Genomic DNA, 22,466 nt, shown 5'->3' with positions numbered 1-22,466 from the left:
GATCCGGATGAATGGGATATCAGGGCCGGCCTCTTCGCGGGCAAGCCCGCGAAGAGGCCGGTACAGGCAAAACCAGTCAGTTACAGCAGTTCAAAGCTCTGCTGCTGTACCGCCTGGGAATCCAGCCCGACCTGTACATTGAATTCCCCCGGCTCGGCAACTCGCTGCAGTTGGCCATTGTAGAACTTCAGGTCTTCCTCGCTGATGCGGAAGCTCAACGTGCGCGACTCGCCAGGCTTGAGCATCAGCTTCTGGAAGTTCTTCAGTTCCTTCACCGGGCGGCTCATCGATGCCGATACATCCTGCAGGTACAGCTGCACCACGGTCTCGCCTGCCACCTTGCCGGTGTTCTTCACCGTCACCTTGGCTTCCAGCGTGTCGCCACGCTTGAGGTCCTTGTTCGACAGCTTCAGCCCCGACAGCTCGAAGCTGCTGTAGCTCAGGCCATAGCCGAACGGGTACAGCGGGCCATTGGGCTCTTCGAAGTACTGCGAGGTGTAGTTGCCCGGCTTGCCCGGTGTGAAGGGCCGGCCGATACGGGTGTGGTTGTAGTACATCGGGATCTGCCCGACCGAACGCGGGAAGGTGATGGCCAGCTTGCCGGACGGGTTGTAATCGCCGAACAGTACGTCGGCGATCGCGTTGCCGCCTTCGGTACCGGCAAACCAGGTTTCCAGAATGGCGTCGGCCTGCTCGCGTTCCCAGGCAATCGACAGTGGGCGGCCGTTCATCAGCACCAGCACCAGCGGCTTGCCGGTGGCCTTCAGGGCCTTGATCAGCTCCCGCTGGCTGGCCGGGATTTCCAGGGTGGTGCGGCTCGACGACTCGTGGGACATGCCGCGGGATTCGCCGACCACTGCCACCACCACATCGGACTGCTTCGCCGCCTTCACCGCCTCGTCGATCAGCACCGCAGGCGGGCGCGGGTCGTCGACGATTTCCGGAGCATCGAAGTTGAGGAAGTTCAGGTAATCGAACATCGCCTTGTCGCCGGTGACATTGGAGCCTTTGGCGTAGACCAGCTTGGCCTTGCCCTCCACGGCGCGGCGCAGGCCTTCGCGCACGGTCACCGAGTGCATCGGTTTGCCGTCGGCAGCCCAGCTGCCCATCATGTCGATCGGGGCATCGGCCAGTGGGCCGACCAAGGCGATGGTGCCGGCCTTTTTCAGCGGCAGCGTCTGGTTGCGGTTTTCCAGCAGCACCAGGCTGCGGCGCGCCACGTCACGTGCGGCGTCGCGGTGCAGGCGGTCGTTGCCGTAGTAGTCCTTCAGGTCGGTTTCGGCCTTGCCGATGCGCACGTACGGGTCCTTGAACAGGCCCATGTCGTACTTGGCACCCAGCACTTCGCGCACTGCCTGGTCCAGTTCGGCCTGGGTCACTTCGCCAGACTTCAGCAGGCCTGGCAGCTCTTCGCCGTACAGGGTGTCGTTCATGCTCATGTCGATGCCGGCCTTGATCGCCAGCTTGGCGGCTTCGCGCCCGTCGCGGGCGACGCCATGGCGGATCAGTTCCTGGATGGCACCGTGGTCGCTGATGGTCACGCCCTTGAAGCCCCACTCCTTGCGCAGCAGGTCGTTCATCAGCCAGGTGTTGGAGGTGGCCGGCACGCCGTTGATCGAGTTCAGCGCCACCATCACTCCGCCGGCACCAGCGTCGAGCGCGGCGCGATAGGGTGGCAGGTAGTCGTTGTACATTTTCGGCAGGCTCATATCGACCGTGTTGTAGTCGCGCCCGCCTTCCACCGCGCCATACAGGGCGAAGTGCTTGACGATGGCCATGATGCTGTCGGGGTTGGCCGGGCTGCTGCCCTGGAACGAGCGGACCATCACCTGGCCGATCTTCGAGGTCAGGTAGGTGTCCTCGCCGAAGCCTTCACTGGTGCGGCCCCAGCGCGGGTCGCGGGCGATGTCGACCATCGGTGCGAAGGTCATGTCCAGGGCGTCCGCCGCGGCTTCGATGGCGGCGGTGCGGCCGACCTTGGCGACGGCGTCCATGTCCCAGGTCGCGGCCATGCCCAGGCCGATCGGGAAAATGGTGCGTTCGCCGTGGACGGTGTCGTAGGCGAAGAACATCGGAATCTTCAGCCGGCTACGCATCGCCGCGTCCTGCATGGGGCGGTTCTCGGGGGCCGTGCGTGAGTTGAAGGTACCGCCGATGCGCCCGGCGGCAATTTCCTCGCGGATCTTATCCTTGGGCATTTCCGGCCCGATACTGATCAGGCGCAGTTGGCCGATCTTCTCGGCTTCGGTCATCTGGCTGATCAGATGGTCGATGAACGCCTGCTTGTCCTGCAGGGGCGGGGCGGAGGGGGCGGCGAGTGCCGCCTGACTGGCAAGGCCCATGGCCAGGCCCAGCAAAGACAGTTTCATCATCAATTCCGTTGTGAGGCCTGTGCCGTATCCACGGTGATACGCGCGCGGCCGAAGTTTTCAGGCGGCTATTGTTGTACGATTTGCAGGCATTTCTTCCAGCGGCGGATTATGCCTGAATATGTCGCCTGCGGATGAAGCCCCGAATGCCGGGAGAACAACTATAAGAACGCTCAAGAGACCGATGGCATGACCCCCCTCGATGAATACCATCAGCGCCAGATCGCCGAAGCCATTGCCCGTGCCGAACGGCGCACCGATGCCGAGCTGGTGACGGTGCTGGCCCGCCGGGCCGACGATTATGCCTACTGGCCGTTGTTCTGGGCCGCCGTGCTGGCGCTGGCCGTGCCGGCCCTGTTGCACTGGCTGCTGGGTTGGCCCGGAGTGCGTGGCTTGCTGGTGGCCAATGTGCTGCTGTTCGTAGGCTTGTGTCTGCTGTTGCGCAGCCCACGCCTGGCCGGCTGGGTGATCCCCCGGGCCCTGCGCCGCTGGCGTGCTTCGCGCCTGGCCCGCCAGCAGTTTCGCGAACAGAACCTGCAGCGCACTGCCGGTGCCACGGGCGTACTGATCTTCGTCAGCGAGGCGGAGCGGCATGTGGAGATCCTGGTCGACCGCGGTATCGAGCGCCATCTGGATGCCACCGCCCGCGCGGCCATCGTCGCCCGCCTTGCTGAACAGGTACGCCAGGGCCGCACCTTGCAGGGGTTTGTCGAGTGCATCGAGGCATGCGGCGAACTGCTCAGCGAACATGTGCCGCCTACCCATGCACGTAACGAGTTGCCCAACCGGTTGGTGATTCTCGATTGAGCCGAACCCCGATGGCTTGACGCGCCCCCTGTAGGAGCGGCTTTAGCCGCGAACACCGGCGCAGCCGGGGCCATGCACCGCGTTGGATTCTTCGCGGCTAAAGCCGCTCCCACAGGGTACGCGTACCGCTTGCGAATTCAGTTCCCTACGCGACAGCGCAGCCCAAAGGACTGGGCGATCTCCCACAGGAAGTTAGCCACCCTGTAGAATGCGTGCATTGCGCCATGCGCTCCCCGCTATCCGAGGCACCGTTTTTCCATGTCCGCCAGTTCTTCTGCCCCATCCGCGCCGGATGCGCGCACCCAGTTTCTCGACCTGTTGACCGCCGCCCTGCATGGCAATACCCTGGTCAAACTGGTATTGGCGCGCCATGTCGGTGCCGACCAGACCCTGCAACGGATCATTGCCAAGCCGCTGCAGGTCAAGGGCCAGCCGTGCCTGTCGCTGGTCTATCGCCACCAGACCCGCGACATCACCCGCAATCTGGCGCTGGAGCAGGCCCAGGCGCTGGTCGCCGAGCTGCTACCGGACAGCTTCCGCAACGCGCACCTGTTCGATGCCGACGGTGAAGTGCAGTTGACCTTCAGCAAGAAGGGCAAGCCCATGCTCCAGCGCCACGGCGCACAGGCGCCACGCGAAGCTGCCAGTCGCAGCGGCCATGACCGCGAGAAGAAGCGCTATCTGGAGCTTTCACGGCCGTTCCTGCGGGACCTCGGCGTGACTGACGCACAAGGCGCGCTGATACCGTCGATGTCGCGCAAGTGGAAGCAGATCAACAAGTTCATCGAAGTCTTCGACCACGCCCTGGCCAGTGCACCGGTGCCGGCGGAGCAGGCGCTACGGGTGGCCGACTTCGGCTCAGGCAAGGGCTACCTGACCTTTGCCATGCACGACTACCTGCACAATAGCCTGGGCCGCGAAGCACAGGTAACCGGCGTCGAGCTGCGCCAGGACATGGTCGATCTGTGCAACGCCGCCGCCTTGCGTCTGGAGCACCCGGGCCTGGAGTTCCAGTGTGGTGACGTGCGTAGCGTGGTGCCCGAGGCCATCGAAGTGATGATTGCCCTGCATGCCTGCGACATCGCCACCGACTACGCCATCCACACCGGCATCCGCTGCAACGCCGCGATCATCATGTGCTCGCCGTGCTGCCACAAGCAGATCCGCCCGCAACTGCACAGCCCGGGGTTGTTGCAACCGATGCTGCAGTACGGCCTGCACATGGGCCAGCAGGCCGAAATGCTGACCGACAGCCTGCGCGCGCTGTACCTGGAAGCTTGCGGGTACGAGACCAAGGTGTTCGAGTTCATTTCGCTGGAGCACACCAACAAGAACAAGATGATTCTTGCGGTGAAGCGGCGCCAGGCAGGGGACAACGGCGCGTTGCTGGAGAAGATCGGACAGCTCAAGGCGTTTTACGGGGTGCAGGAGCATTGCCTGGAGACGTTGTTGCAGGCGGACGGGTTGCTCTGATAGCACTGCTTGCTTCTACGGGCCTCTAAAACATTCTTCGGGTCGAAGTCTCGATTCCGCGTAGGAAAATTCCCAACAGTTACTTACAGCGACTCCCAGCATCATCAATTCTGTAGTGTGGCGTGCACGCTTGCCGATTGGGTGGTTGTCATTTGACAACCTTTGGCATGCAAGTCCACACTGGAGAAAATCTGATGTCACGCCCCAGTCACGCCAGGAAGGAGGTTGAGCAGGCCTTGAGGCACGCTGAGTCAAAGGGATGGAGAGTAGTGGTGGGTGGGGGGCATTGTTGGGGGAAAATGTACTGCCCGTGGAACGATGCCCATTGTCGGTGTGGGGAGTTTTGCATTACCAGTATCTGGAGCACCCCGAGGAGCCCTGGCAATTTGGCGCGTCAGCTGAGGCGTGTGGTTGATAACTGTTCGGGCAGCAAAGTTGCCTTAGGCGCACCAAATGCCGGAGAGGAGTAGAAGCAGTGGAATATGAGTTCACCCTCAAGTATCAATTGAGCGAAAACGAAGACACCGATGCGCTACTGGAGCGTCTGGCTGAAGGCGGATGCGATGATGCGGTGGTTGGCGTAGGTCAACCGGGCCGCTTGGCGCTTGCCTTCATCCGCGAGTCCCCTACTGCGAAAGAGGCTATCGAGAGCGCTTTGAGAGATGTTTGCAGAGTGGTGCCAGGCGCTCGCCTTATCGAAGCGACCCCCGATCTTGTAGGGCTATCCGATGTGGCTGAAATCATAGGCGTATCTCGGCAAAACATGCGGAAATTAATGTTGGCGCATTCACATAACTTCCCTGCCCCCGTGCACGATGGCAGCACTGCTCTCTGGCATCTTGCCGACATTCTGGTTTGGTTGCAGGCGCGGGGTAGTTACTCAATTGGCCAGGGCACCCTTGAACTGGCTCGCATAGCGATGGCAGTCAATATTTCAAGCGCATATGAACGGGTAGTGCTTCAGCGATACTTTTGAGTCCCCGCACCCTGCAACAAATTGTCTGCCACGGCTGCATTGGTATCTTTCAAGGGCTCGGTTTCGCTGGCCGTCGCTTCGAGCTGGCGGGCCTGGCGGTATTCGCTGGGCGTGCAGTTGCTGACCTGCTTGAAGGCACGGGCGAAGTAGGATGGGTCCTTGAAGCCGGCCTCATAGCCGATGCTGGTAATCGGCATCTGGCTGTTGACGAGCAGGTCCATGGCCAGGTTCATGCGCTTGCTCAGGATGTAATCCAGAAACCCAACGCCGTTGACTTCCTTGAACAGGCGGCTGAAGCGGGCCGTGGTCATGCCGCAGCGCTGTGCGATGTCCTTTTGGTCGATGCATTCGCGAAAATGCTGGTCGATGTATGGCATGACCTTGCTGAGCGCCTGGTGCTTGTGGTGTTCGCCGGTCAGGCGAATGCTGTCCGGCAAAGAGGGAAGGTGGTCGATGCGCTGCGCATTGCCTGAGGTCTTGCTGGCGCGGCGTATGTCGCAAAGCTGCTTGAGGACATCGATGTAGCGACTTTTCTCACCGCTTGTCAGCGGCAATACCAGATACTCCCAGACCCGCGAACGCATGGCCCAGACAGCCAGCTCTTCGGAGTGCTGCACGGTGAACATGGTGATCGGTATGGACGGTGAGTTGCGTTTCACTTCCAGCAGCAGGTTGAGGTTGAGCGTGTCGGGACGATCGAAATGCATGCAGATCATGTCTGCCTGCTGGCGTTCGGAATGCGCCACGGCCTTCGCCAGTTTGCAATCGCAGACATGACTGAACTGTGCCATAAGCGCTTCGGTGGAATGATCGCGTGTCAGATCGAACCACAACAGCAGCGGCTTTGTGCCCGGGTTAGACATCGTGACTTAACCTTATGCTGGGGAGTTTCCCTACGAGCAGCAGTATTGTCAAAACACTATTAACTCGCCGAGCAATTTGGTTATTACTTTAGATCTTTTTTGATTAAGGCGATCTAAGCACTTCGTAAAACCCTGATGTTAGACAGGTTCCGTTTTTTGTCTGGTTCTGATGTATGACGACCGTTTGTCGGCTTTGGACTAACGTGCCGGAACTTTTCCTGAGTCGGCTGCAAATGCGTACGAAAGTGCTTCTCATATTCGGGATTCCTGTCTGTTTTATTGATGGGCTTGCCCACCTTTTCGATGCTGGCCAATGGCCGCAAAAAAGTCCTAGCGATTCGCAAAAATCTCCTAACGTCTACGGTTCACCCCTGACTAGGATTCCCAACAGGTAGTGCAAACGCCGCTACCGAGAAAGAAAAAATTGTCCTTAGGGAAGGTCTGAAGTAGCCCTGTATTTCCGGTCGACTTCAGCCCTCGCTGCTTTTGAAAGCGGGCCGTCGATCAAATTCGACCAGGTAACCCGCTCAGTTCTCCGTTTTTGGCCGCCGCGAGCACCTCGCAGCAGCCATTTTCCGCATTACAGGTGCACCTTTCCTGCGGTAGTCAGCAAATGTCGGCGCGCCATCCATAGGTTCGACAGCGCGAACAGCGTCACCAGCTGAGCGGTGTTCTTGGCCAGGCCACGGAAGCGCACCTTCACGTAACCGAACTGGCGCTTGATCACTCGAAACGGGTGCTCGACCTTCGCTCGCACTTGTGCCTTGGCCTTCTCGATCTTGCGCTTGGCTTTGTACAGGGCGCTGCGTTTATCGAGCTTCTTGTAGGTGCTGCGGCGTGCTGCGACCTGCCAGATCACTTCGCGGCCAGCATGTTCGGGGCGCTTTTCGACGCCGGTGTAGCCGGCATCGGCGCAGACGACGTTCTCGTCACCGTGCAGCAGTTTTTCGACCTGGGTGATATCCGCCACGTTGGCTGCCGTGCCTACCACGCTGTGTACCAGCCCCGACTCATCATCCACGCCGATGTGCGCCTTCATGCCAAAGTAATACTGGTTCCCTTTCTTGCTCTGGTGCATTTCCGGGTCGCGCTTGCCGTCCTGGTTCTTGGTCGAGCTGGGCGCGTGGATCAGTGTGGCATCGACGATAGTGCCCTGGCGCAGCGACAGGCCGCGATCCCCCAGGTAGCCATTGATTACGCCGAGGATGCCGGCTGCCAGCTCATGTTTCTCCAGCAAGCGACGGAACTTGAGGATGGTGGTTTCGTCGGGAATACGCTCGAGGCTCAGCCCGGCGAACTGACGCAGGATGGTCGTCTCGTAGAGCGCTTCTTCCATGGCCGGGTCGCTGTAGCCGAACCAGTTCTGCATCAGATGGATACGTAACATGGCCATCAGCGGATAGGCTGGACGACCACCTTCACCCTTTGGGTAGTGTGGCTCGATCAGGGCAATCAATCCCTTCCACGGCACCACCTGATCCATCTCGATCAGGAACAATTCCTTACGGGTCTGCTTGCGCTTGCCGGCGTACTCGGCGTCGGCGAAGGTCATCTGCTTCATGGAAAAACTCGGCTGGCGGGATCGGCGTATTTCACCAGATTCAGGAAGTCTTTTTCAGACCTTCCTTAGCGAGGTGAGCGAAATGACTCTGCAAACAATCAAGGCTTCGGTTATGAAGTTCGTCAAAGATGAGGATGGTCTGACCATCGTGGAATATGCCGTGGCAGGTGGCCTGGTAACTCTGGCTGTTGCCGCCTCATTCGATACTTTGGCGGGTGCCATAACCACTGCTCTCGGTAGGTTGTCGACTTGCATGGCCGGTAATGCCTGCTAACAAGCCTGACGCAATTGGGGGATGGGGCGATGTCCATAGAGCAGATGTCTACTTCAATCATGTTGTTAGTGCTGCTCGGTATTGCGGTGGTGAGCGACCTTCGTTGCCACCGCATTCCCAATCTACTGATTGTTGTTGGACTGGCTTTGGGCCTGATAAGCCAGGCCTATGCAAGCGGGGTCGACGGGCTTGGTAATGCTGCATTGGCCACCCTGATCGGCTTTGCGGTTTTGTTGCCCATGTACGCTCTGGGCGGGATGGCTGCCGGCGATGTTAAGTTAATGGCCATGGTCGGTAGTTTCCTGACCCCATTCAGCGCGTTGTGGGCTGTTTTTTTCAGTTTGATGGCCGGTGCGCTGTGCGGTGTGCTGATTGTCCTGTTTCGCGGCCAACTAAAGCAAACCTTGGCGCGCTATTGGCTGATAGCAAGTGCACGAGCTTACTTGGCACCGGCGGCAAATGAAGTAGCCGGCAAGCCGTTCCCTTACTCCGTGGCAATTTTGCTCGGAACTCTGGCCAGTGGCTATTGGCTTTATATCGGTCGGTAGCCTAGGAGGCTAGCCATGTATGCGATCAGCGACAGCAGTACCTACTTCAATGATCGGGAAACGGTACAGCGCCTTGCACCACAGCCGCGGACCGTCCATGAGACTGGCCTGACGGAAAGCTTTCTCGGTGATTTGCTGTGCAAGCACCTGCACGACGCAGGTACGCTGGACCTGTCGCGCCTGGTCGAGCGCCTGGCACTGACCGGTGCGGTGGTAGAAGAAGTGCTGGCCTTTCTGCGCAAGGATGGCCGCGTCGAAGTACTGGGCCAGGTCGGTGTGCAAACGGGGGGGCAGGTGCTGCGATACGGCTTGACCGAGCGCGGCCGCGGTACCGCCCGGGATGCACTGGCGCGCAGCGGCTACATCGGCGCGGCGCCCTTCCCGGTAAGTGCCTACCGTGACCTGCTCAAGCTGCAGACCATTCACCATGGCCGCATCAGTACGCAGGACATGCACGCGGCGTTCGCTGGCGTAGTGCTCTCGGAGAGCATGCTCGATCAACTGGGCGTAGCGTTGAACTCCGGGCGCGCGATCATGATTTACGGCCCCGCAGGCACCGGCAAGACCTACGTCAGCAGCCGGTTGATTCGACTGTTCGTCGAGTCCATCTGGGTACCCCATGCCATCGAGATCAACGAGTCGGTCATCGAGGTGTATGACCCCCAGGTGCATCAACGCCTGGAGGAGGAGAGTCAACCCACCAGCCTGTTGCTGAACGAAGGCATCGATCGCCGTCTGGTGCGCTGCAAACGCCCGGTTGTGATCACTGGCGGTGAGTTGGGCATGGAGCAACTGGACGTCCGCTTCGATCCCAGTACCCGTCAGTACCAGGCCTCCTTGCAACTCAAGGCCAGCAACGGCCTGTTCATCATCGACGACATGGGGCGCCAGCGCATGGCCCCGGCCGAACTGCTCAACCGCTGGATCGTGCCGATGGAAGAGAAGCGCGACTTCCTCAACCTGGGTGGCGGGCGCCATTGCGAACTGCCGTTCGATCTGGTGCTGGTGTTCTCCACCAACCTGAATCCCCTGGAGCTGGCCGACGAAGCCTTCTTGCGGCGCATCGGCTACAAGCTGCAGTTCAGCTACCTGAAGGTCGATGAATACGAACGTATCTGGCGCCAGGAGTGCGAGCGCCTGGGCCTGGCTTACGACCCACTGCTGTTGCGCCATGCGCTACAGGCGCTGTACGAGGCCGAAGGCGTGCCGCTGGTGCCCTGCCACCCGCGCGACCTGCTGAGCATGGCGCTCGACCGCCAGCGTTACCTGGGGGGCGAGGGGGCGCTGTCGCCGCAGGAGCTGGATTGGGCCTGGCGTAGCTACTTCGTCCAGATCGACTTTCTTGGATAAGGAGATGCAGACATGAGTGCCCGTACGCTGATCCTCATTGCCGTTTCCCTGACCCTGGGGCTCGGTGCCGCCTTGATGGCCAACAACTGGCTTGATGGCCGGCTCAACGCGGCCCCGGATGACAAGATGAAGAACGTGGTGGTCGCCGCGGTGGAAATTCCATTCGGGCAGATGATCGAGGCCCAGCAGGTCGCCATTGTGCGCATGCCCAAGGATGCGGTGCCTGACGATGCCTTCGACAGCAATGAAAAGGTGATTGGCAAGATCGCCACCTTCGCCCTGCTGCGCGGCGACGTGCTGCGCAGCGCACGTGTGGCTGAGCACCTGGGTGGCAGTACCCTGGCTTCGCTGATCGCCCCGGACAAACGAGCCATTTCGGTGCGTGTGGATGACGTGGTCGGGGTGGGGGGGTTCCTGTTGCCGGGCAACCGGGTCGATGTACTGGCGACCAAGCGCAGCGACGGTAGCAGTAATGACTCAGAGTCCAGGACCATTCTCCAGGACTTGCGCGTGCTGGCAGTGGACCAGACGGCGGGGACGGACAAGACACAACCTGTAGTGGTGCGTGCCGTGACCCTGGAAATGTCGGCCAAAGAGGCCGAGGTACTGGTCAAGGCGCAATCGGAAGGGAAGTTGCAACTGGCCCTGCGTAACCCGCTGGATGCTCAGAAGCAACCGCAAGCCGTTGCCGCTGCCGCACCGGTCCAGGCTGCGCCGCCAGTAGCCAAACCCCAACCAAAACCGGTGGCAAAGGGTAACGGTGGAGTAGGCGCGGTCACCATTATCCGGGGGACTGAAGTTGAAGTAGCGAAAGCAAGGTTTTAAGGCGGCAGGCGTCCGAATGGCTAACGTTCGGCAGGAACAAGAATACCTCGCAAGGAGTTGTGCATGAATACTTTGCAGAGACTAGGGATGTACCTGTTGTGCGGGCTGGGTACGCAACTGCTGTTCGTCGGTGTGACGCAGGCTGCAGAACCGGGATCGGGATACAGCGCCATGTCGGCGGCCAGCACCAATATGGTCCAGGTGCCCATCTACAAGTCGCGGACGATCAGCGCTCGTACGCCGGTGAGGAAAATCTCGGTCGGCAACCCGGATATCGCCGATATCCTGATCACCAGCCCGACCCAGCTCTACCTGCTCGGCCGTTCCCTCGGCACTACCAACGTATTGCTGTGGGACAGCAACAACCGCTTGATCGAGACCATGGATGTGGAGGTCGTGCATGACCTCACCGGGCTCAAGACCAAACTGCACCAGCTGCTGCCCGAGGAGAACATCGAGGTGTTCAGCGCACAAGGCGCGTTGGTACTGCGTGGTCAGGTGCGCAGCGCCGCGGCCATGGACACAGCGATGAAAGTGGCCAAGACCTATGCCGCGCAGACCTCGAGTGTGGTGCAAGGCAAGGGTGAAGCCGCCGAGGCGGCACCAGCCCAGTCGCTGGAGGTGATCAACCTGCTCAGCGTCGGTGGCAGCCAGCAGGTGATGCTGGAAGTGAAAGTGGCAGAGATGCAGCGCAGCCTGATCAAGAACCTCAACGTGCGCTTCAATGCCCTTGGCTCATCCGGCAACTGGAGCGGTGGCGGGTTCAACAATGGTCAAGGACTGGGCCTGACTCCGGGCGGCGGGTCGATCCTTTCGCCAGGTTCGCTGATTGGTGGCGGCAAAGGCTTGTTCGCCCAGTTCCTGTCCGACGATTTCCTCTTCAATGTGGTGCTGGAAGCGTCCAAGGACAATGGTTCGGCCAAGGTGCTGGCCGAGCCAACGCTCACCACTCTTACCGGCCAGCAGGCGGAGTTCATTTCCGGTGGCGAGTTCCCGATCCCGATCACCGAGGATGATGGCATCACCATCGAGTACAAGGAATTCGGTGTCGGCGTGAAGTTCCTGCCGGTGGTGCTCGACTCCGGTCGTATCAACCTCAACCTGAATGTCTCGGTGAGCGAGCTTTCCAACGTCAACTCGCTGGTACTCGACACTGGCCTGAACAGTATTCTGGGCGATGGTGTTACCCAGGTCATTCCGTCGCTGACCAAGCGCAGCGCCGAGTCCACGGTCGAACTTGGCAATGGCCAGACCATCGCCATTGCCGGTCTTATCAGCGAAAACACCCGCGATTTCGTCAGCCGTTTCCCTGGGCTGGGGGACCTGCCGATACTCGGGCACCTGTTCCGCAGCCAGTCGTTCATCAACGGTGAAACCGAACTGGTGATCCTGGTGACGCCGCACCTCGCCAAGCCCGTGGATGCCAAGGCGGTGCGCCTGCCCACCGAGAAATTCGTCGAGCCCAGTGACCTGGACTTCTACCTGCTCGGCAAGACCAAGGGCAGCGAGCCCGGGCGCGCGGTGCCCGTCAGCCTAGGGGTCAGCGGTGGCAACTTTGGCCATGACCTGAACTGATCGGAGAGAACCAGCATGAGAAGCATGATCGTGTGTTGCGCGCTGCTGTCGGGGTTGTCGGGTTGCATGTCCTACGACGAAGGGCGCGTTGGCCCGCTGGGCTACAGCGTCTACCAGACCACCTACCAGCAAATTGCCGATAAAGAGGTAGCTGCAAACCCAGGTATCGAACTGCCCGCTGTGGGCGCCGATGGGCCATTGCTGGAGAAGGTGATGAATAGTTATCGGGGGACGACCGGCGATGCCCAGCAGGTCGGTCAGCCGATTCAGATCCAACTGAGTAATGATTGAGGGCGTGACCATGACTCCTCGAGCTCAACGGATGTTCACCGCGCCGCCAGGTCAACAGCGGGGGGCAGTGACTGTCATCATCGTGATCGCTCTGGTTGCGATTTTGATGATGGCCGCGTTGGTGCTCGATGGCGGTCACATGTTGTTGAACAAGACCCGGCTGCAAAATGCCGTGGATGCCGCTGCTCTCAGTGGCGCAAAAACCCTTAGTCAGGTGATGGGCACTGGCAATGCTGCCAGTACCACGCGTGATGCCGCGCTCTCCACTCTGCAAAAAAATGCCAGTGCCACCGGCAACCAGGAGCTGGCGGCGGCAATCGGCGGCAACCCTGGCGGATTCGCGGTGGTGGAGTTGGCAGACAATGTTTATGGGCCTTTCTCCTACCCGGGACCGGCCAATGCCACCTACGTACGGGTCTCGGTGGCGAATTATTCACTGGCGGGATTTTTCTGGAACTTTGCCCAGTCATTCACCGAGGGCGCCGCTACTACCAAGAGTGTGACGGCAATTGCCACCGCCGGACCGAGTCCGACCAGCCCCTGTGATCTTGCACCACTGCTGGTCTGTGGCAACCCGGCTCAATACAACCCGGATGCAGGCATGTTCTGGGGGTATCGCTTTGGTGACCTGGAGGTCTTGAAATCGGCTGCCAAGAACAGCGACCCGATTGGCCCGGGCAACTTCCAGCTGCTCGATTTCGGCGCTGGTGGCAAGACCGTTGGCGACCTGATGGCCGGCGGCGGTTCGGTTTGCCGCAATGTCGGTGACAACGCGGACACCAAGCCTGGCAACACGGTTGGCCCGTCCGTCAAAGGTCTGAATACCCGATTCGGCGAGTACTCCGGGTCGTTGAAGAGTTCGGATTATCCACCCGACCTGGTGACGACCTATAGCAACCCGGTGATGAAGTACAACGACAAGACCACGCCTCACCAGGTGGAGCAGCAGGGGCAACTTGTCACGTCGAGCAATGGCAACCTGTCTGCTGGCGGTACACCGCTGTTCGACTACAACGACTATGCCGCGCAGACCGCCGCATGTGTCGCCGGCGGGGGGGCGGGGTGCCAGTCGAACGGGGTTTTCGAGCGGCGCATGTTGAAGATCGTGGTGGGGGACTGCTCCGGCAAGAACTCGGGAGCCTCGTCGATTCCGGTCATCGGTTTCGGTTGTTTCTTTGTGGTGCAGCCGGCCGACAACTCGGGTGGGGATTCGCAGATCTTCGGCCAGTTCGTCAAGCAATGTGAAGGCGACGGTGTGCCCGGGCCTACGCCGCAGGACGATTCCGGCCCGCAGATCATCCAGCTGTACAAAACCTTTATCAGTGGCAGTGGCACACCGAGCACCGACTCCTAGGAGCGCGTCATGGAACTTCATCGGCTCAAGCGTGCGCAGCGCCAGCAAGGGGTGGCAATCGTCGAATTCACCATCACCCTGCCGCTGATGCTCCTGACCTTGCTGGCCTTCGGCGAATTCGGCCGAATGCTTTACCAGTACAACAGCCTGCTGCAGGGCAGCCGTGATGCCGCGCGCTTCGTCGCCAGCCAGGCCTGGAGCTCGACCCTTGGCAAGGTCGAGGTGAGCGCCGATCTCGAGTGCATGACCAAGTACGTGGCGGTGCATGGTGCGCCTTCCACGCCGCCCTGCAGCCTGACCGGGATGCCCGCCAACACTACCGTGCAGGTTGCCAAGGTGGCGGGTACCAACGACCACGTGCAGGTGACCATCAGCGCGGTCTTTTCCCCGCTGATCGCCAGCGGTATTCCGGCATTTATCGGCAACGGCACGGCGCTGAACTTCCCGTTGGTCGCTACCACCGTGATGAGGGCACTGTGATGAAGCGCAGAAGCATGCAGGGCGTTTACGTGGTGGAGTTCGCCATTGTCAGTGCGTTGATGTTCACGCTGCTGTTCGGGGTGCTGGAAATAGGCCGGCTGTACTACACCGTGAACGTCTTGAATGAGTCCGTGCGGCGTGGCGCACGCCTGGCTGCGGTGTGCAATATCAGCGATCCAGTGGTGCTGCGCAGGGCCATATTCAACAGTGCGGGCGACAGTGGTGCCAGCACCCTGCTGGCCGGCCTGGACACCTCGGACCTGACCCTGCGTTACCTGGACAAGAACGGTGCACAGGTCGCCAACCCCGGTGATCTGGTAAGTGCAACCGGGTTTGCCGCCGTCCGCTATGTGCAGCTGACGCTGCAGAACTTTCAATTCAGCCTGTTTATTCCAGGTTTTGGGGTGCCCATTACCCTGCCAGTATTCAAGGCGACCTTACCTCGCGAGAGCCTCGGGCGTCATACCGAGGCGGATGTCGTACCGGAGATCACGCCATGCTGAATCTTAGGGAATCTTCCGTATCCGCTACCTCCATCAAACCCGGGATGCGTCTGTTGATCAGCAGCTCTGACGCCTTGGCCTTGCGCCAGCTGCAAGAAATCTGTCAGCGCATCGCCGGTCTGGAGGTGAATGTTCGCCAGGTCAGCAATGGGCATTGCGACCCGTTGTACGGGCTGGACCGGATGCCCGATTTCCTGCTGCTGCGCGTTGGTCAGCTGTGGCGTGAGGAACTGGCGGCCCTGTTGCAACGCCCGGCCCATGAGCGCCCGCCGCTGTTGGTGTGTGGCCTGCTGGACGATCGGGAAGGCATGCGCCTGGCGATGCAGGCCGGTGCGCGCGACTTTCTGCCGGAGCCCATCGTTGCCACGGAGCTTATCGCTGCCTTGAACCGTATGGTCATGGAAACCCAGACCAACAGCACGGCAACAGGCAAACTGGTCGCGGTGATAAATGCCAAGGGTGGCTCCGGCGGCACGGTGCTGGCCTGCAACCTGGCGCATCAGCTCAGCCTCAAGGGCAACACCCTGTTGCTTGACCTGGACCTGCAGTTTGGCAGCGTGTCGCATCATCTGGATGTGGCGCAGTCGCACAGTCAACTGGACGTGTTGCAGCAGATAAAAGAAATGGATGGTGTTGCACTTCGCGGCTTCTGCAGCCATTTCAGCCCGTCCTTGCATGTGCTTGGCAGCCGCGCCAATGAGCTGTGCCTGCCGCAGGATGTCCAGGCCGAACAGCTCGATGCGCTGCTGCAGCTGGCCCGGGCCAACTATGACTGGGTTGTGGCGGACTTGCCACGGCAGATCGACCATATCACCGCTTCGGTGCTGGAGCAGGCCGACCGGGTGTATGTCGTGGTGCAGCAGAGCGTCAACCACTTGCGCGACGCCAGTTCCCTGGCGCGCATTCTGCGCGATGACCTGGGCGTACGCGGCAACCAGCTGGAGGTGGTGGTCAACCGCTACGACAAGGCGGCGCCGGTCAGCCTCAAGGATATCGGCGAGGCGCTGCGTTGCACCAATATCGTGAAACTGCCGAATGACTTCAGCGTTATCAATCAGAGCCAGAACACAGGTGTGCCATTAGGCCTGCAAGCACCTCGCTCCGCGATCACCCAAGCGCTGCGTGGGCTGGCCGAGGAATTGGTGGGCAAGCAGGTGGCCACAGACAGCGGACTGTTCAAACGCGCCTTCAAACGTGTTTTTCGGGGGTGAACCATGCTTAGCGATTTCCGTAACCGTTTGCGCAAACAGGCAGTCACCTCCGAGGCATCGACGCCGTCGAAGCAGGGTGGCGGCGCTAAGGACCCGGCAGAGGCGCTGATGGCGTGGGAACATTCGGCACCGGATGTTCTGTTTGAAACGAAAAGCCAGGTCACATCGGTGGAAGCCGAGTGGCGGGAGAAAACCTATCAGCAACTGCTCAAGGTCATGGACCTTTCCTTGCTCGACTCGCTCGAGCAGGCCGAGGCCGTGCGGCAGATCCGTGATATCTGCCAGCGTCTGCTCGATGAGCATTCGGCGCCGGTAAGCTCAGCCAGTCGCCAGTTGATCATCAAGCAGATCACCGACGAAGTGCTTGGCCTTGGCCCGCTGGAGCCACTGCTGGCCGACCACACGGTGTCCGATATCCTGGTCAACGGGCATGACTCTGTGTACGTCGAACGGTTCGGCAAGTTGCAGCGCACCGATGTGCGTTTTCGCGATGATCAGCACCTGCTGAACATTATCGACCGCATCGTCTCCAGCCTCGGCCGGCGTATCGACGAGTCTTCGCCGTTGGTCGATGCACGCCTCAAAGACGGTTCACGGGTCAATGCGATCATCCCGCCGCTTGCCATCGACGGGCCAAGTATCTCGATACGCCGCTTTGCGGTGGACCTGCTCAATACCGACAGCCTGATCCAGGCGGGCGCGCTGACGCCGGCCATCGCCTTGCTGCTCAAGGCGATCGTGCGGGGCCGGCTGAACGTGCTGATCTCCGGCGGCACCGGCTGCGGCAAGACCACCATGCTCAATGTGCTGTCCAGTTTCATTCCGCATAACGAGCGCATCGTCACCATCGAGGACTCGGCCGAACTGCAGCTGCAGCAGCCACATGTGGTGCGCCTGGAAACACGGCCTGCGAACATCGAGGGGCGTGGCGAGGTGGGCCAGCGTGAGCTGGTGCGCAACAGCCTGCGGATGCGCCCAGACCGTATCGTGATCGGTGAGGTGCGTGGCGCCGAGGCGCTGGACATGCTGACGGCGATGAACACCGGGCACGATGGCTCACTGACTACCATCCACGCCAACACCGCGCGCGATGCGTTGGGCCGGGTCGAGAACATGGTCTTGATGTCTGGCGCTACATTCCCGATCAAGGCCATGCGCCAGCAGATCGCCTCGGCCATCGATGTGGTGATCCAGCTGGAGCGGCAGGAAGACGGCAAGCGGCGGTTGGTCAGTGTGCAGGAGATCAACGGCATGGAGGGTGAAATCATCACCATGACCGAGATCTTCTCTTTTGTTCGCAGTGGCGTGGGCGAGCAGGGCCAGGTGCTTGGTGACTTTCGGCCAAGTGGCATGGTCCCGGCTTTTCGCGATGCCTTGGCCAAGCGCGGGATCGAGTTGCCTTTGTCGATGTTCAGGCCTGAATGGATGGAGGCTCGTCAATCATGAGCCAGATACCTGGTGAATACATCCTGATATTTCTTGGCATGGTGTTCGTTGCCGTGTTTCTTCTCAGCCAAGGCCTGGTGGTCCCGGTGTTCGGCGAGGCGGGCAAGGTACGCAAGCGTATCCGCAGCCGACTTGTGCTCCTGGAGCGGGCAAGCCATCTGCCGAACATGCAGACCGTGCTGCGGCAGAAATACCTGACGCGCTTGTCGCCGCTGGAGGCGCGGCTCGAGCAATTGCCCTTCATGGCGACGCTGACGCAACTGATCGAGCAGGCCGGCCATGAGTACCGGGCCTATCGGGTACTGCTGCTGGGGTTGGCTCTGGCAGCGGCTGCCGGGATGCTGGCCTGGATGTTCTTCCCTTACTGGTGGCTGGCGCTGGCGGCAGCGTTCGTGGCGTTCTGGCTGCCACTGCTGAAAATCTCCCATGACCGTGGCAGGCGTTTCGCCAAGTTCGAGGAGGGCTTGCCCGATGCGCTGGAAGCCATGTGCCGGGCGTTGCGCGCCGGGCACCCCTTCAATGAAACCCTGCGTTTGGTGGCAGATGAACACAAGGGACCTGTTGCGCATGAATTCGGTCTGACTTTCGCCGATATCAATTACGGTAATGATGTACGCAGGGCCATGCTTGGCCTTCTGGAGCGGATGCCAAGCATGACGGTGATGATGCTGGTCACCTCGATCCTCATTCACCGTGAGACTGGCGGCAACCTGACGGAAGTACTGGAACGGCTGAGCAATTTGATACGCGGGCGTTTCCGGTTTCAGCGCAAGATCAAGACAATGTCGGCCGAGGGGCGAATGTCAGCCTGGGTGTTGATAGCCATACCCTTTGTATTGGCGGCTGCGATCGTTGTCATGAACCCCGCGTACTTGACGTTGCTGGTCAAGGATCCCGTTGGGCAAAAGCTGATCATTGGGGCTTTTGGCTCCATGTTGGTGGGGATTTTCTGGATTCGTAAAATCATTCGTATCCAGGTTTAGGCAGTTCTCGCATGAGGGCGTAGGTCATGGATTATTTGATCGGTTTGTTGAGCCAGGTCACGGACAACGAGGCACTGACTCGCATGCTGCTCATTGGTGCGATCGGGATGAGCACGGTCATTGCGGTGATCACTGTGACGTTACTGGTGCTGGGGCTGCAGAGCCCTCTTCAACGTCGTCTTGCATTGATCAAACGTGGCCACGCTAGCGCTGCGACTGGGCGGGAGGCACCAGGCAACCTGCAGCTTCTACTGGAGCGGGTCGGTCGGCGCCTTGGCCCTGCTGCGGAAGGGGAGGTATCAACCACCCGAACCCTGTTGACCCACGCGGGGTATGGCTCGGCGTCAGCGGTACAGGTGTATTGGGCGGTGCGTTTGCTGTTGCCGCTGATACTTGTTGGTGTCTCGCTGTTGACACTACCACTGGTTCCCAACTTTTCCTCGACCAAGATTATCGTCGTGGTGGTGATGGGGGCTGCTGTCGGATGGCTGCTGCCGGCAGTGTATGTCGACAAGCGCAAGAAGGCTCGTCAAGAGCGGTTGCGTGCGGCCTTTCCTGATGCGCTGGATTTGATGGTGGTTTGCGTGGAGTCGGGCCTGGCGTTGCCACAGGCTATCGAGCGGGTGGCTGAAGAAATGTCAGTCAGCCAGGCCGAGTTGGCTGAGGAACTGGCCTTGGTCAATGCGCAGATCCGCGCCGGTGTTTCCAGTACTGAAGCGCTCAGGCAACTGGCGGAGCGCACCGGTCTTGAAGACATTCAGGGCCTGGTCAGCCTGTTGGCACAGAGCATCCGCTTCGGCACCAGCGTAGCGGCCACCTTGCGCATCTATGCCGAGGAGTTTCGTGACCGGCGCATGCAGGCCGCGGAGGAAATGGGCGCGAAAATCGGAACAAAGCTAGTTTTTCCGCTAATTTTCTGTCTGTGGCCAAGCTTTTTTCTGGTTGCCATCGGCCCGGTGATCATCGGGATACTTAGAATGTTCGGGAAGCTATGACATGAACAGGATCAGCTTGCTGTTGACCATGATAGCCGTGCTTTCGGGGTGCCAGAGCACAGGGCCTGACCTGAACGGGGTGCGTTCTGTCTACTCCGGTGGCAATTCGGTGCTCTACCAGGTGCAGTCGCAGAGCAACTCGCCCGACCAGGCAATGCAGATGGCCGCGATGGCTTACCAGGCCGGTGACCTGGACCAGGCACTGTACCAGTACCTGCGCGTCCTCGAGCTGGCGCCCGAACGTTATGAGGCCTTGGTCTGGGTTGGCCGTATCCACCGCGAACGGGGCAATAACCAGCTTGCCGAGATGGCCTTCACCGAGGTACTGGGCAAGGCACCTGAAAACCCCGATGCCCTGACGGAAATGGGCCTGCTGAATCTGTCCATGCGTAAACATGAGCAGGCCAAGGTAATGCTGTTGAAAGCAGTTGCCGTGGATCAGAAACGCTTCGTCAAGGACCCGGCCAACAGCCAGACAGGGGCGGCTGCGCTCAGGGTCGACAGCAAGTCACCGCTCAAGGCCTATAACGGGCTGGGGGTGTTGGCGGATCTGGCCGACAACTTCGCCGAGGCGCAAACCTACTACCGCCTGGCCGAACTCATCGATCCACGTTCGGCGTTGGTGCAGAACAGCCTGGGGTATTCCTACTACATGGCCGGGCAATGGTCTGAAGCTGAACTCAGGTACAAGCGAGGGGTGAGCTACGACGGCACCTACAAGCCGCTGTGGCGCAACTATGGACTGCTGCTGGCTCGCATGGGGCGCTATGAGGAGGCTGTGTCTGCCTTCGAACAGGTCGAAAAGCGTGCCGAGGCCAGCAATGATGTCGGCTATGTCTGCCTGGTGGAAGGCAAGCTGGATGTGGCCGAGCAGTTTTTCCGCAGCGCGATCGAGTTGTCGCCGGGGCACTACCCCGTCGCCTGGGAAAACCTGAACAGGGTCCAGCAGATTCGGCAAATCCGCCAGCTGGGCGGCGATGTCGCGATGCCCGAGCCGGTTGCAGTTGGCCCGGCCGTGCAGGTGACAACCGCGTCGGCGCCTTGATGGGGTTCCGCGGGCAAGCGCTGATGCCTGTCAGATAGCGTAAACGGGGCTGCTACGCAGCCCATCGCCGGCAAGCCGGCTCCCACAGGTACCGCGCAGAATTCAGGAGTTGCGCGATCCCTGTGGGAGATTGCCCAGCCCTTTTGGGCTGCGCTGTCGCGCAGAGAACATATTTCGCTCGTCTGACGCGTCCTTTGTAGGAGCAGCCTTGTGCTGCGAAGAGGCCGGTACAAGCAACAGACAGGCTTTGTCAGTACCGGCCTCTTCGCAGCACAAGGCTGCTCCTACAGAATCTCGCAGAACCAATGAGTCATGTGTTGTTCTATGGGAGCTGGCTTGCCGGCGGTCCACTTCACCTGTGGGTGAGCGGTGCTTCAATAGCCAACGCTGCTTGCCCCAACGGGTGCGTACTGGCATCAAAGAAGTGCAGCACCGTCCCCGGCATATCCCCGAACCTGTCGACAAAATGCTGCTTCTGGTTGATCACCGATGCCTCGCTCAACGGCCGTATGGCAATCGACAGATGCTTCGGCCGGGCCTGTCGGATGGCTTCGAGCAGATGCTGGTCACTGCTGTCCAGGTGCAGCCCGAACAGGCATAGCCCCTGGCTTTCCCGCGCCAGTTGCCCCAGGCACCAGCCCAGGTAGTCAGAGTTGCGGATGGCGCGCAGCTTCTCGTCGCTGCGGTCTTCGTTGACGAACAGCGGCACTTCGCCCGGGATGTTCACGGCAAAACCATCGAGCAGTTCGGCGCTGTCGGCACTGCGTTGGCGGGTGGTGCCGTCGGGCAGCTTGAGCAGGTGCAGGCCGCCATGCAGGTGCAGTACCCGCGTGCCTTCGCCGTTGGTGCGGCGCACGTCGAAGAAGCCTTGCTCGTCGAACAGTTCGGCGAAACCCTGCGGGGCGTGTTGCACGGCCCACGGTAGCAGCAGGTCATAGTTGCTGGTGTAGACGCTGCGGTAGCCACGCAGCGCCTGGTTGAGGGTTGCCAGGGTCGTGGCCGGCATGAGTGGCCACGGCAGGTGCACCGTGCGTACGGCGTGGATCAGCGCTTCCTTGATCGAGTAGTAGCGATTCAGCGGCGCGGTGGAGTTGATGGCCAGCGCGGCGTTGGTGCGCACGGTGGTGTTGAGGGCGCTGAGCACCGGCTCGAACAGTTCCGTACCCAGTGACTTGAACAGTGCCTGGTCGCTGACGGCCAGGCCTTTCTTGCGCCCGGCACGTTGCGCTTCCTCGAACAGCGAGAAGTAGCCGAACGGCTTCCACAGCACGCGGCTGGCGCCGTTGCCCAGCAGCAGGGCGTCGCAAGGGTGGCGGGCGGCGAGTTCCGGCCAGGGGGGGAGGGTGGCGTCTAGTGCGGGCATGCTGGGGTCCGTTGGGTGGAGCGGGAACGGGGGCGACTTTAGCATGTCATGCAAAGTGTGCGAGGGTTGGTGTCCAGGCAACTGCTTTGTGCAGCCTGTACTGGCCCTATCGCCGGCAAGCCAGCTCCCACGGTTCGCCACAGGCCTTGAGAGCAGTGCAGTACCTGTGGGAGC

At 60.6% G+C, this 22,466-nt stretch carries 22 protein-coding genes; 18 read left to right on the top strand and 4 right to left on the bottom strand.

Features of this window, described 5'->3' with window-relative positions:
- Positions 1 to 80: 80 nt before the first annotated feature.
- Positions 81 to 2,372, bottom strand: a complete 2,292-nt coding sequence (gene bglX / locus ACK56M_RS23770; protein WP_043935888.1) for a beta-glucosidase BglX — start codon at positions 2,370 to 2,372, stop codon at positions 81 to 83.
- A gap of 186 nt (positions 2,373 to 2,558) precedes the next feature.
- Here bglX and ACK56M_RS23765 point away from each other — a divergent pair, with 186 nt between their 5' ends.
- The 4 genes from ACK56M_RS23765 (at position 2,559) to ACK56M_RS23750 (ending at position 5,625) form a co-directional block, all read left to right on the top strand.
- Entirely contained in the window at positions 2,559 to 3,176 is a 618-nt protein-coding gene (locus ACK56M_RS23765) for a TPM domain-containing protein (protein ID WP_015271632.1), read from the top strand.
- 258 nt (positions 3,177 to 3,434) lie between these two features.
- On the top strand, positions 3,435 to 4,649 hold the full coding sequence (locus ACK56M_RS23760) for a class I SAM-dependent methyltransferase (RefSeq protein WP_015271631.1): 1,215 nt from the start codon (positions 3,435 to 3,437) through the stop codon (positions 4,647 to 4,649).
- 194 nt (positions 4,650 to 4,843) lie between these two features.
- Positions 4,844 to 5,119: a hypothetical protein gene (locus ACK56M_RS23755; protein WP_080604900.1), complete on the top strand. Its 276-nt coding sequence runs from the start codon at positions 4,844 to 4,846 to the stop codon at positions 5,117 to 5,119.
- Between the two features lie 5 nt (positions 5,120 to 5,124).
- Entirely contained in the window at positions 5,125 to 5,625 is a 501-nt protein-coding gene (locus ACK56M_RS23750) for a helix-turn-helix transcriptional regulator (RefSeq protein WP_015271630.1), read from the top strand.
- Here ACK56M_RS23750 and ACK56M_RS23745 read toward each other — a convergent pair.
- Together ACK56M_RS23745 and ACK56M_RS23740 are read right to left on the bottom strand one after the other, a co-directional pair.
- Complete coding sequence (locus ACK56M_RS23745) at positions 5,610 to 6,488, bottom strand: DNA-binding response regulator (protein WP_061303741.1); 879 nt, start codon at positions 6,486 to 6,488, stop codon at positions 5,610 to 5,612. The two genes, ACK56M_RS23750 and ACK56M_RS23745, sit on opposite strands and share 16 nt — an antisense overlap.
- A 580-nt stretch (positions 6,489 to 7,068) precedes the next feature.
- Entirely contained in the window at positions 7,069 to 8,049 is a 981-nt protein-coding gene (locus ACK56M_RS23740; protein ID WP_058178368.1) for an IS5-like element ISPpu18 family transposase, read from the bottom strand.
- Between the two features lie 82 nt (positions 8,050 to 8,131).
- Between ACK56M_RS23740 and ACK56M_RS23735 the strand changes: the two genes are divergently transcribed.
- From ACK56M_RS23735 to ACK56M_RS23670, 14 genes are all read left to right on the top strand, one after another.
- Complete coding sequence (locus ACK56M_RS23735) at positions 8,132 to 8,323, top strand: Flp family type IVb pilin (protein WP_015271628.1); 192 nt, start codon at positions 8,132 to 8,134, stop codon at positions 8,321 to 8,323.
- A gap of 29 nt (positions 8,324 to 8,352) precedes the next feature.
- Entirely contained in the window at positions 8,353 to 8,871 is a 519-nt protein-coding gene (locus tag ACK56M_RS23730; protein WP_015271627.1) for a prepilin peptidase, read from the top strand.
- A gap of 15 nt (positions 8,872 to 8,886) precedes the next feature.
- A complete protein-coding gene (locus ACK56M_RS23725; RefSeq protein WP_015271626.1) occupies positions 8,887 to 10,221 on the top strand; it encodes an ATP-binding protein in 1,335 nt (444 codons plus the stop codon).
- A 12-nt stretch (positions 10,222 to 10,233) separates the two neighbouring features.
- Positions 10,234 to 11,046, top strand: a complete 813-nt coding sequence (gene cpaB, locus ACK56M_RS23720; protein ID WP_015271625.1) for a Flp pilus assembly protein CpaB — start codon at positions 10,234 to 10,236, stop codon at positions 11,044 to 11,046.
- Between the two features lie 87 nt (positions 11,047 to 11,133).
- A complete protein-coding gene (locus ACK56M_RS23715) occupies positions 11,134 to 12,621 on the top strand; it encodes a type II and III secretion system protein family protein (RefSeq protein ID WP_015271624.1) in 1,488 nt (495 codons plus the stop codon).
- Positions 12,622 to 12,636: 15 nt separating this feature from the next.
- Complete coding sequence (locus tag ACK56M_RS23710) at positions 12,637 to 12,912, top strand: hypothetical protein (RefSeq protein WP_043935887.1); 276 nt, start codon at positions 12,637 to 12,639, stop codon at positions 12,910 to 12,912.
- Positions 12,913 to 12,943: 31 nt separating this feature from the next.
- Positions 12,944 to 14,266, top strand: a complete 1,323-nt coding sequence (locus ACK56M_RS23705) for a TadE/TadG family type IV pilus assembly protein (RefSeq protein ID WP_015271622.1) — start codon at positions 12,944 to 12,946, stop codon at positions 14,264 to 14,266.
- Positions 14,267 to 14,275: 9 nt separating this feature from the next.
- Positions 14,276 to 14,746 carry a TadE/TadG family type IV pilus assembly protein gene (locus tag ACK56M_RS23700; protein WP_015271621.1) on the top strand — a complete coding sequence of 157 codons (471 nt, stop codon included), beginning with the start codon at positions 14,276 to 14,278 and terminating at the stop codon, positions 14,744 to 14,746.
- Entirely contained in the window at positions 14,746 to 15,249 is a 504-nt protein-coding gene (locus tag ACK56M_RS23695; protein WP_015271620.1) for a TadE/TadG family type IV pilus assembly protein, read from the top strand. Before ACK56M_RS23700 ends, ACK56M_RS23695 begins: the two co-directional genes overlap by 1 nt.
- Entirely contained in the window at positions 15,243 to 16,460 is a 1,218-nt protein-coding gene (locus ACK56M_RS23690) for an AAA family ATPase (protein WP_100412752.1), read from the top strand. Before ACK56M_RS23695 ends, ACK56M_RS23690 begins: the two co-directional genes overlap by 7 nt.
- A 3-nt stretch (positions 16,461 to 16,463) precedes the next feature.
- The gene (locus tag ACK56M_RS23685; RefSeq protein ID WP_043935883.1) at positions 16,464 to 17,906 is read left to right on the top strand and encodes a CpaF family protein; all 1,443 of its coding nucleotides are present in this window, start codon (positions 16,464 to 16,466) and stop codon (positions 17,904 to 17,906) included.
- Positions 17,903 to 18,889 carry a type II secretion system F family protein gene (locus ACK56M_RS23680; RefSeq protein ID WP_015271617.1) on the top strand — a complete coding sequence of 329 codons (987 nt, stop codon included), beginning with the start codon at positions 17,903 to 17,905 and terminating at the stop codon, positions 18,887 to 18,889. Before ACK56M_RS23685 ends, ACK56M_RS23680 begins: the two co-directional genes overlap by 4 nt.
- A 26-nt stretch (positions 18,890 to 18,915) precedes the next feature.
- Complete coding sequence (locus tag ACK56M_RS23675; protein WP_015271616.1) at positions 18,916 to 19,884, top strand: type II secretion system F family protein; 969 nt, start codon at positions 18,916 to 18,918, stop codon at positions 19,882 to 19,884.
- 1 nt (position 19,885) lies between these two features.
- Positions 19,886 to 20,929, top strand: coding sequence for a tetratricopeptide repeat protein (locus ACK56M_RS23670; protein ID WP_015271615.1), 1,044 nt, complete (start codon positions 19,886 to 19,888; stop codon positions 20,927 to 20,929).
- Between the two features lie 352 nt (positions 20,930 to 21,281).
- Here ACK56M_RS23670 and ACK56M_RS23665 read toward each other — a convergent pair whose 3' ends face one another.
- Positions 21,282 to 22,292, bottom strand: coding sequence for a DUF4917 family protein (locus ACK56M_RS23665; RefSeq protein ID WP_411959099.1), 1,011 nt, complete (start codon positions 22,290 to 22,292; stop codon positions 21,282 to 21,284).
- Positions 22,293 to 22,466 lie beyond the last annotated feature (174 nt).

Origin of the sequence: Pseudomonas sp. s4 (genome assembly GCF_046764235.1) — a bacterium.
GTDB classification, from domain to species: Bacteria; Pseudomonadota; Gammaproteobacteria; order Pseudomonadales; family Pseudomonadaceae; genus Aquipseudomonas; species Aquipseudomonas asiatica.
This window is presented reverse-complemented; position numbering and strand designations above follow the sequence as displayed.

Bases quoted from the DNA above. Each gene is read 5' to 3' on its own strand.
- bglX (WP_043935888.1), bottom strand. From the start codon at position 2,372: ATGATGAAACTGTCTTTGCTGGGCCTGGCCATGGGCCTTGCCAGTCAG.
- ACK56M_RS23765 (WP_015271632.1), top strand. From the start codon at position 2,559: ATGACCCCCCTCGATGAATACCATCAGCGCCAGATCGCCGAAGCCATT.
- ACK56M_RS23760 (WP_015271631.1), top strand. From the start codon at position 3,435: ATGTCCGCCAGTTCTTCTGCCCCATCCGCGCCGGATGCGCGCACCCAG.
- ACK56M_RS23755 (WP_080604900.1), top strand. From the start codon at position 4,844: ATGTCACGCCCCAGTCACGCCAGGAAGGAGGTTGAGCAGGCCTTGAGG.
- ACK56M_RS23745 (WP_061303741.1), bottom strand. From the start codon at position 6,488: ATGTCTAACCCGGGCACAAAGCCGCTGCTGTTGTGGTTCGATCTGACA.
- ACK56M_RS23740 (WP_058178368.1), bottom strand. From the start codon at position 8,049: ATGAAGCAGATGACCTTCGCCGACGCCGAGTACGCCGGCAAGCGCAAG.
- ACK56M_RS23735 (WP_015271628.1), top strand. From the start codon at position 8,132: ATGACTCTGCAAACAATCAAGGCTTCGGTTATGAAGTTCGTCAAAGAT.
- ACK56M_RS23730 (WP_015271627.1), top strand. From the start codon at position 8,353: ATGTCCATAGAGCAGATGTCTACTTCAATCATGTTGTTAGTGCTGCTC.
- ACK56M_RS23725 (WP_015271626.1), top strand. From the start codon at position 8,887: ATGTATGCGATCAGCGACAGCAGTACCTACTTCAATGATCGGGAAACG.
- cpaB (WP_015271625.1), top strand. From the start codon at position 10,234: ATGAGTGCCCGTACGCTGATCCTCATTGCCGTTTCCCTGACCCTGGGG.
- ACK56M_RS23715 (WP_015271624.1), top strand. From the start codon at position 11,134: ATGTACCTGTTGTGCGGGCTGGGTACGCAACTGCTGTTCGTCGGTGTG.
- ACK56M_RS23710 (WP_043935887.1), top strand. From the start codon at position 12,637: ATGAGAAGCATGATCGTGTGTTGCGCGCTGCTGTCGGGGTTGTCGGGT.
- ACK56M_RS23705 (WP_015271622.1), top strand. From the start codon at position 12,944: ATGTTCACCGCGCCGCCAGGTCAACAGCGGGGGGCAGTGACTGTCATC.
- ACK56M_RS23700 (WP_015271621.1), top strand. From the start codon at position 14,276: ATGGAACTTCATCGGCTCAAGCGTGCGCAGCGCCAGCAAGGGGTGGCA.
- ACK56M_RS23695 (WP_015271620.1), top strand. From the start codon at position 14,746: ATGAAGCGCAGAAGCATGCAGGGCGTTTACGTGGTGGAGTTCGCCATT.
- ACK56M_RS23690 (WP_100412752.1), top strand. From the start codon at position 15,243: ATGCTGAATCTTAGGGAATCTTCCGTATCCGCTACCTCCATCAAACCC.
- ACK56M_RS23685 (WP_043935883.1), top strand. From the start codon at position 16,464: ATGCTTAGCGATTTCCGTAACCGTTTGCGCAAACAGGCAGTCACCTCC.
- ACK56M_RS23680 (WP_015271617.1), top strand. From the start codon at position 17,903: ATGAGCCAGATACCTGGTGAATACATCCTGATATTTCTTGGCATGGTG.
- ACK56M_RS23675 (WP_015271616.1), top strand. From the start codon at position 18,916: ATGGATTATTTGATCGGTTTGTTGAGCCAGGTCACGGACAACGAGGCA.
- ACK56M_RS23670 (WP_015271615.1), top strand. From the start codon at position 19,886: ATGAACAGGATCAGCTTGCTGTTGACCATGATAGCCGTGCTTTCGGGG.
- ACK56M_RS23665 (WP_411959099.1), bottom strand. From the start codon at position 22,292: ATGCCCGCACTAGACGCCACCCTCCCCCCCTGGCCGGAACTCGCCGCC.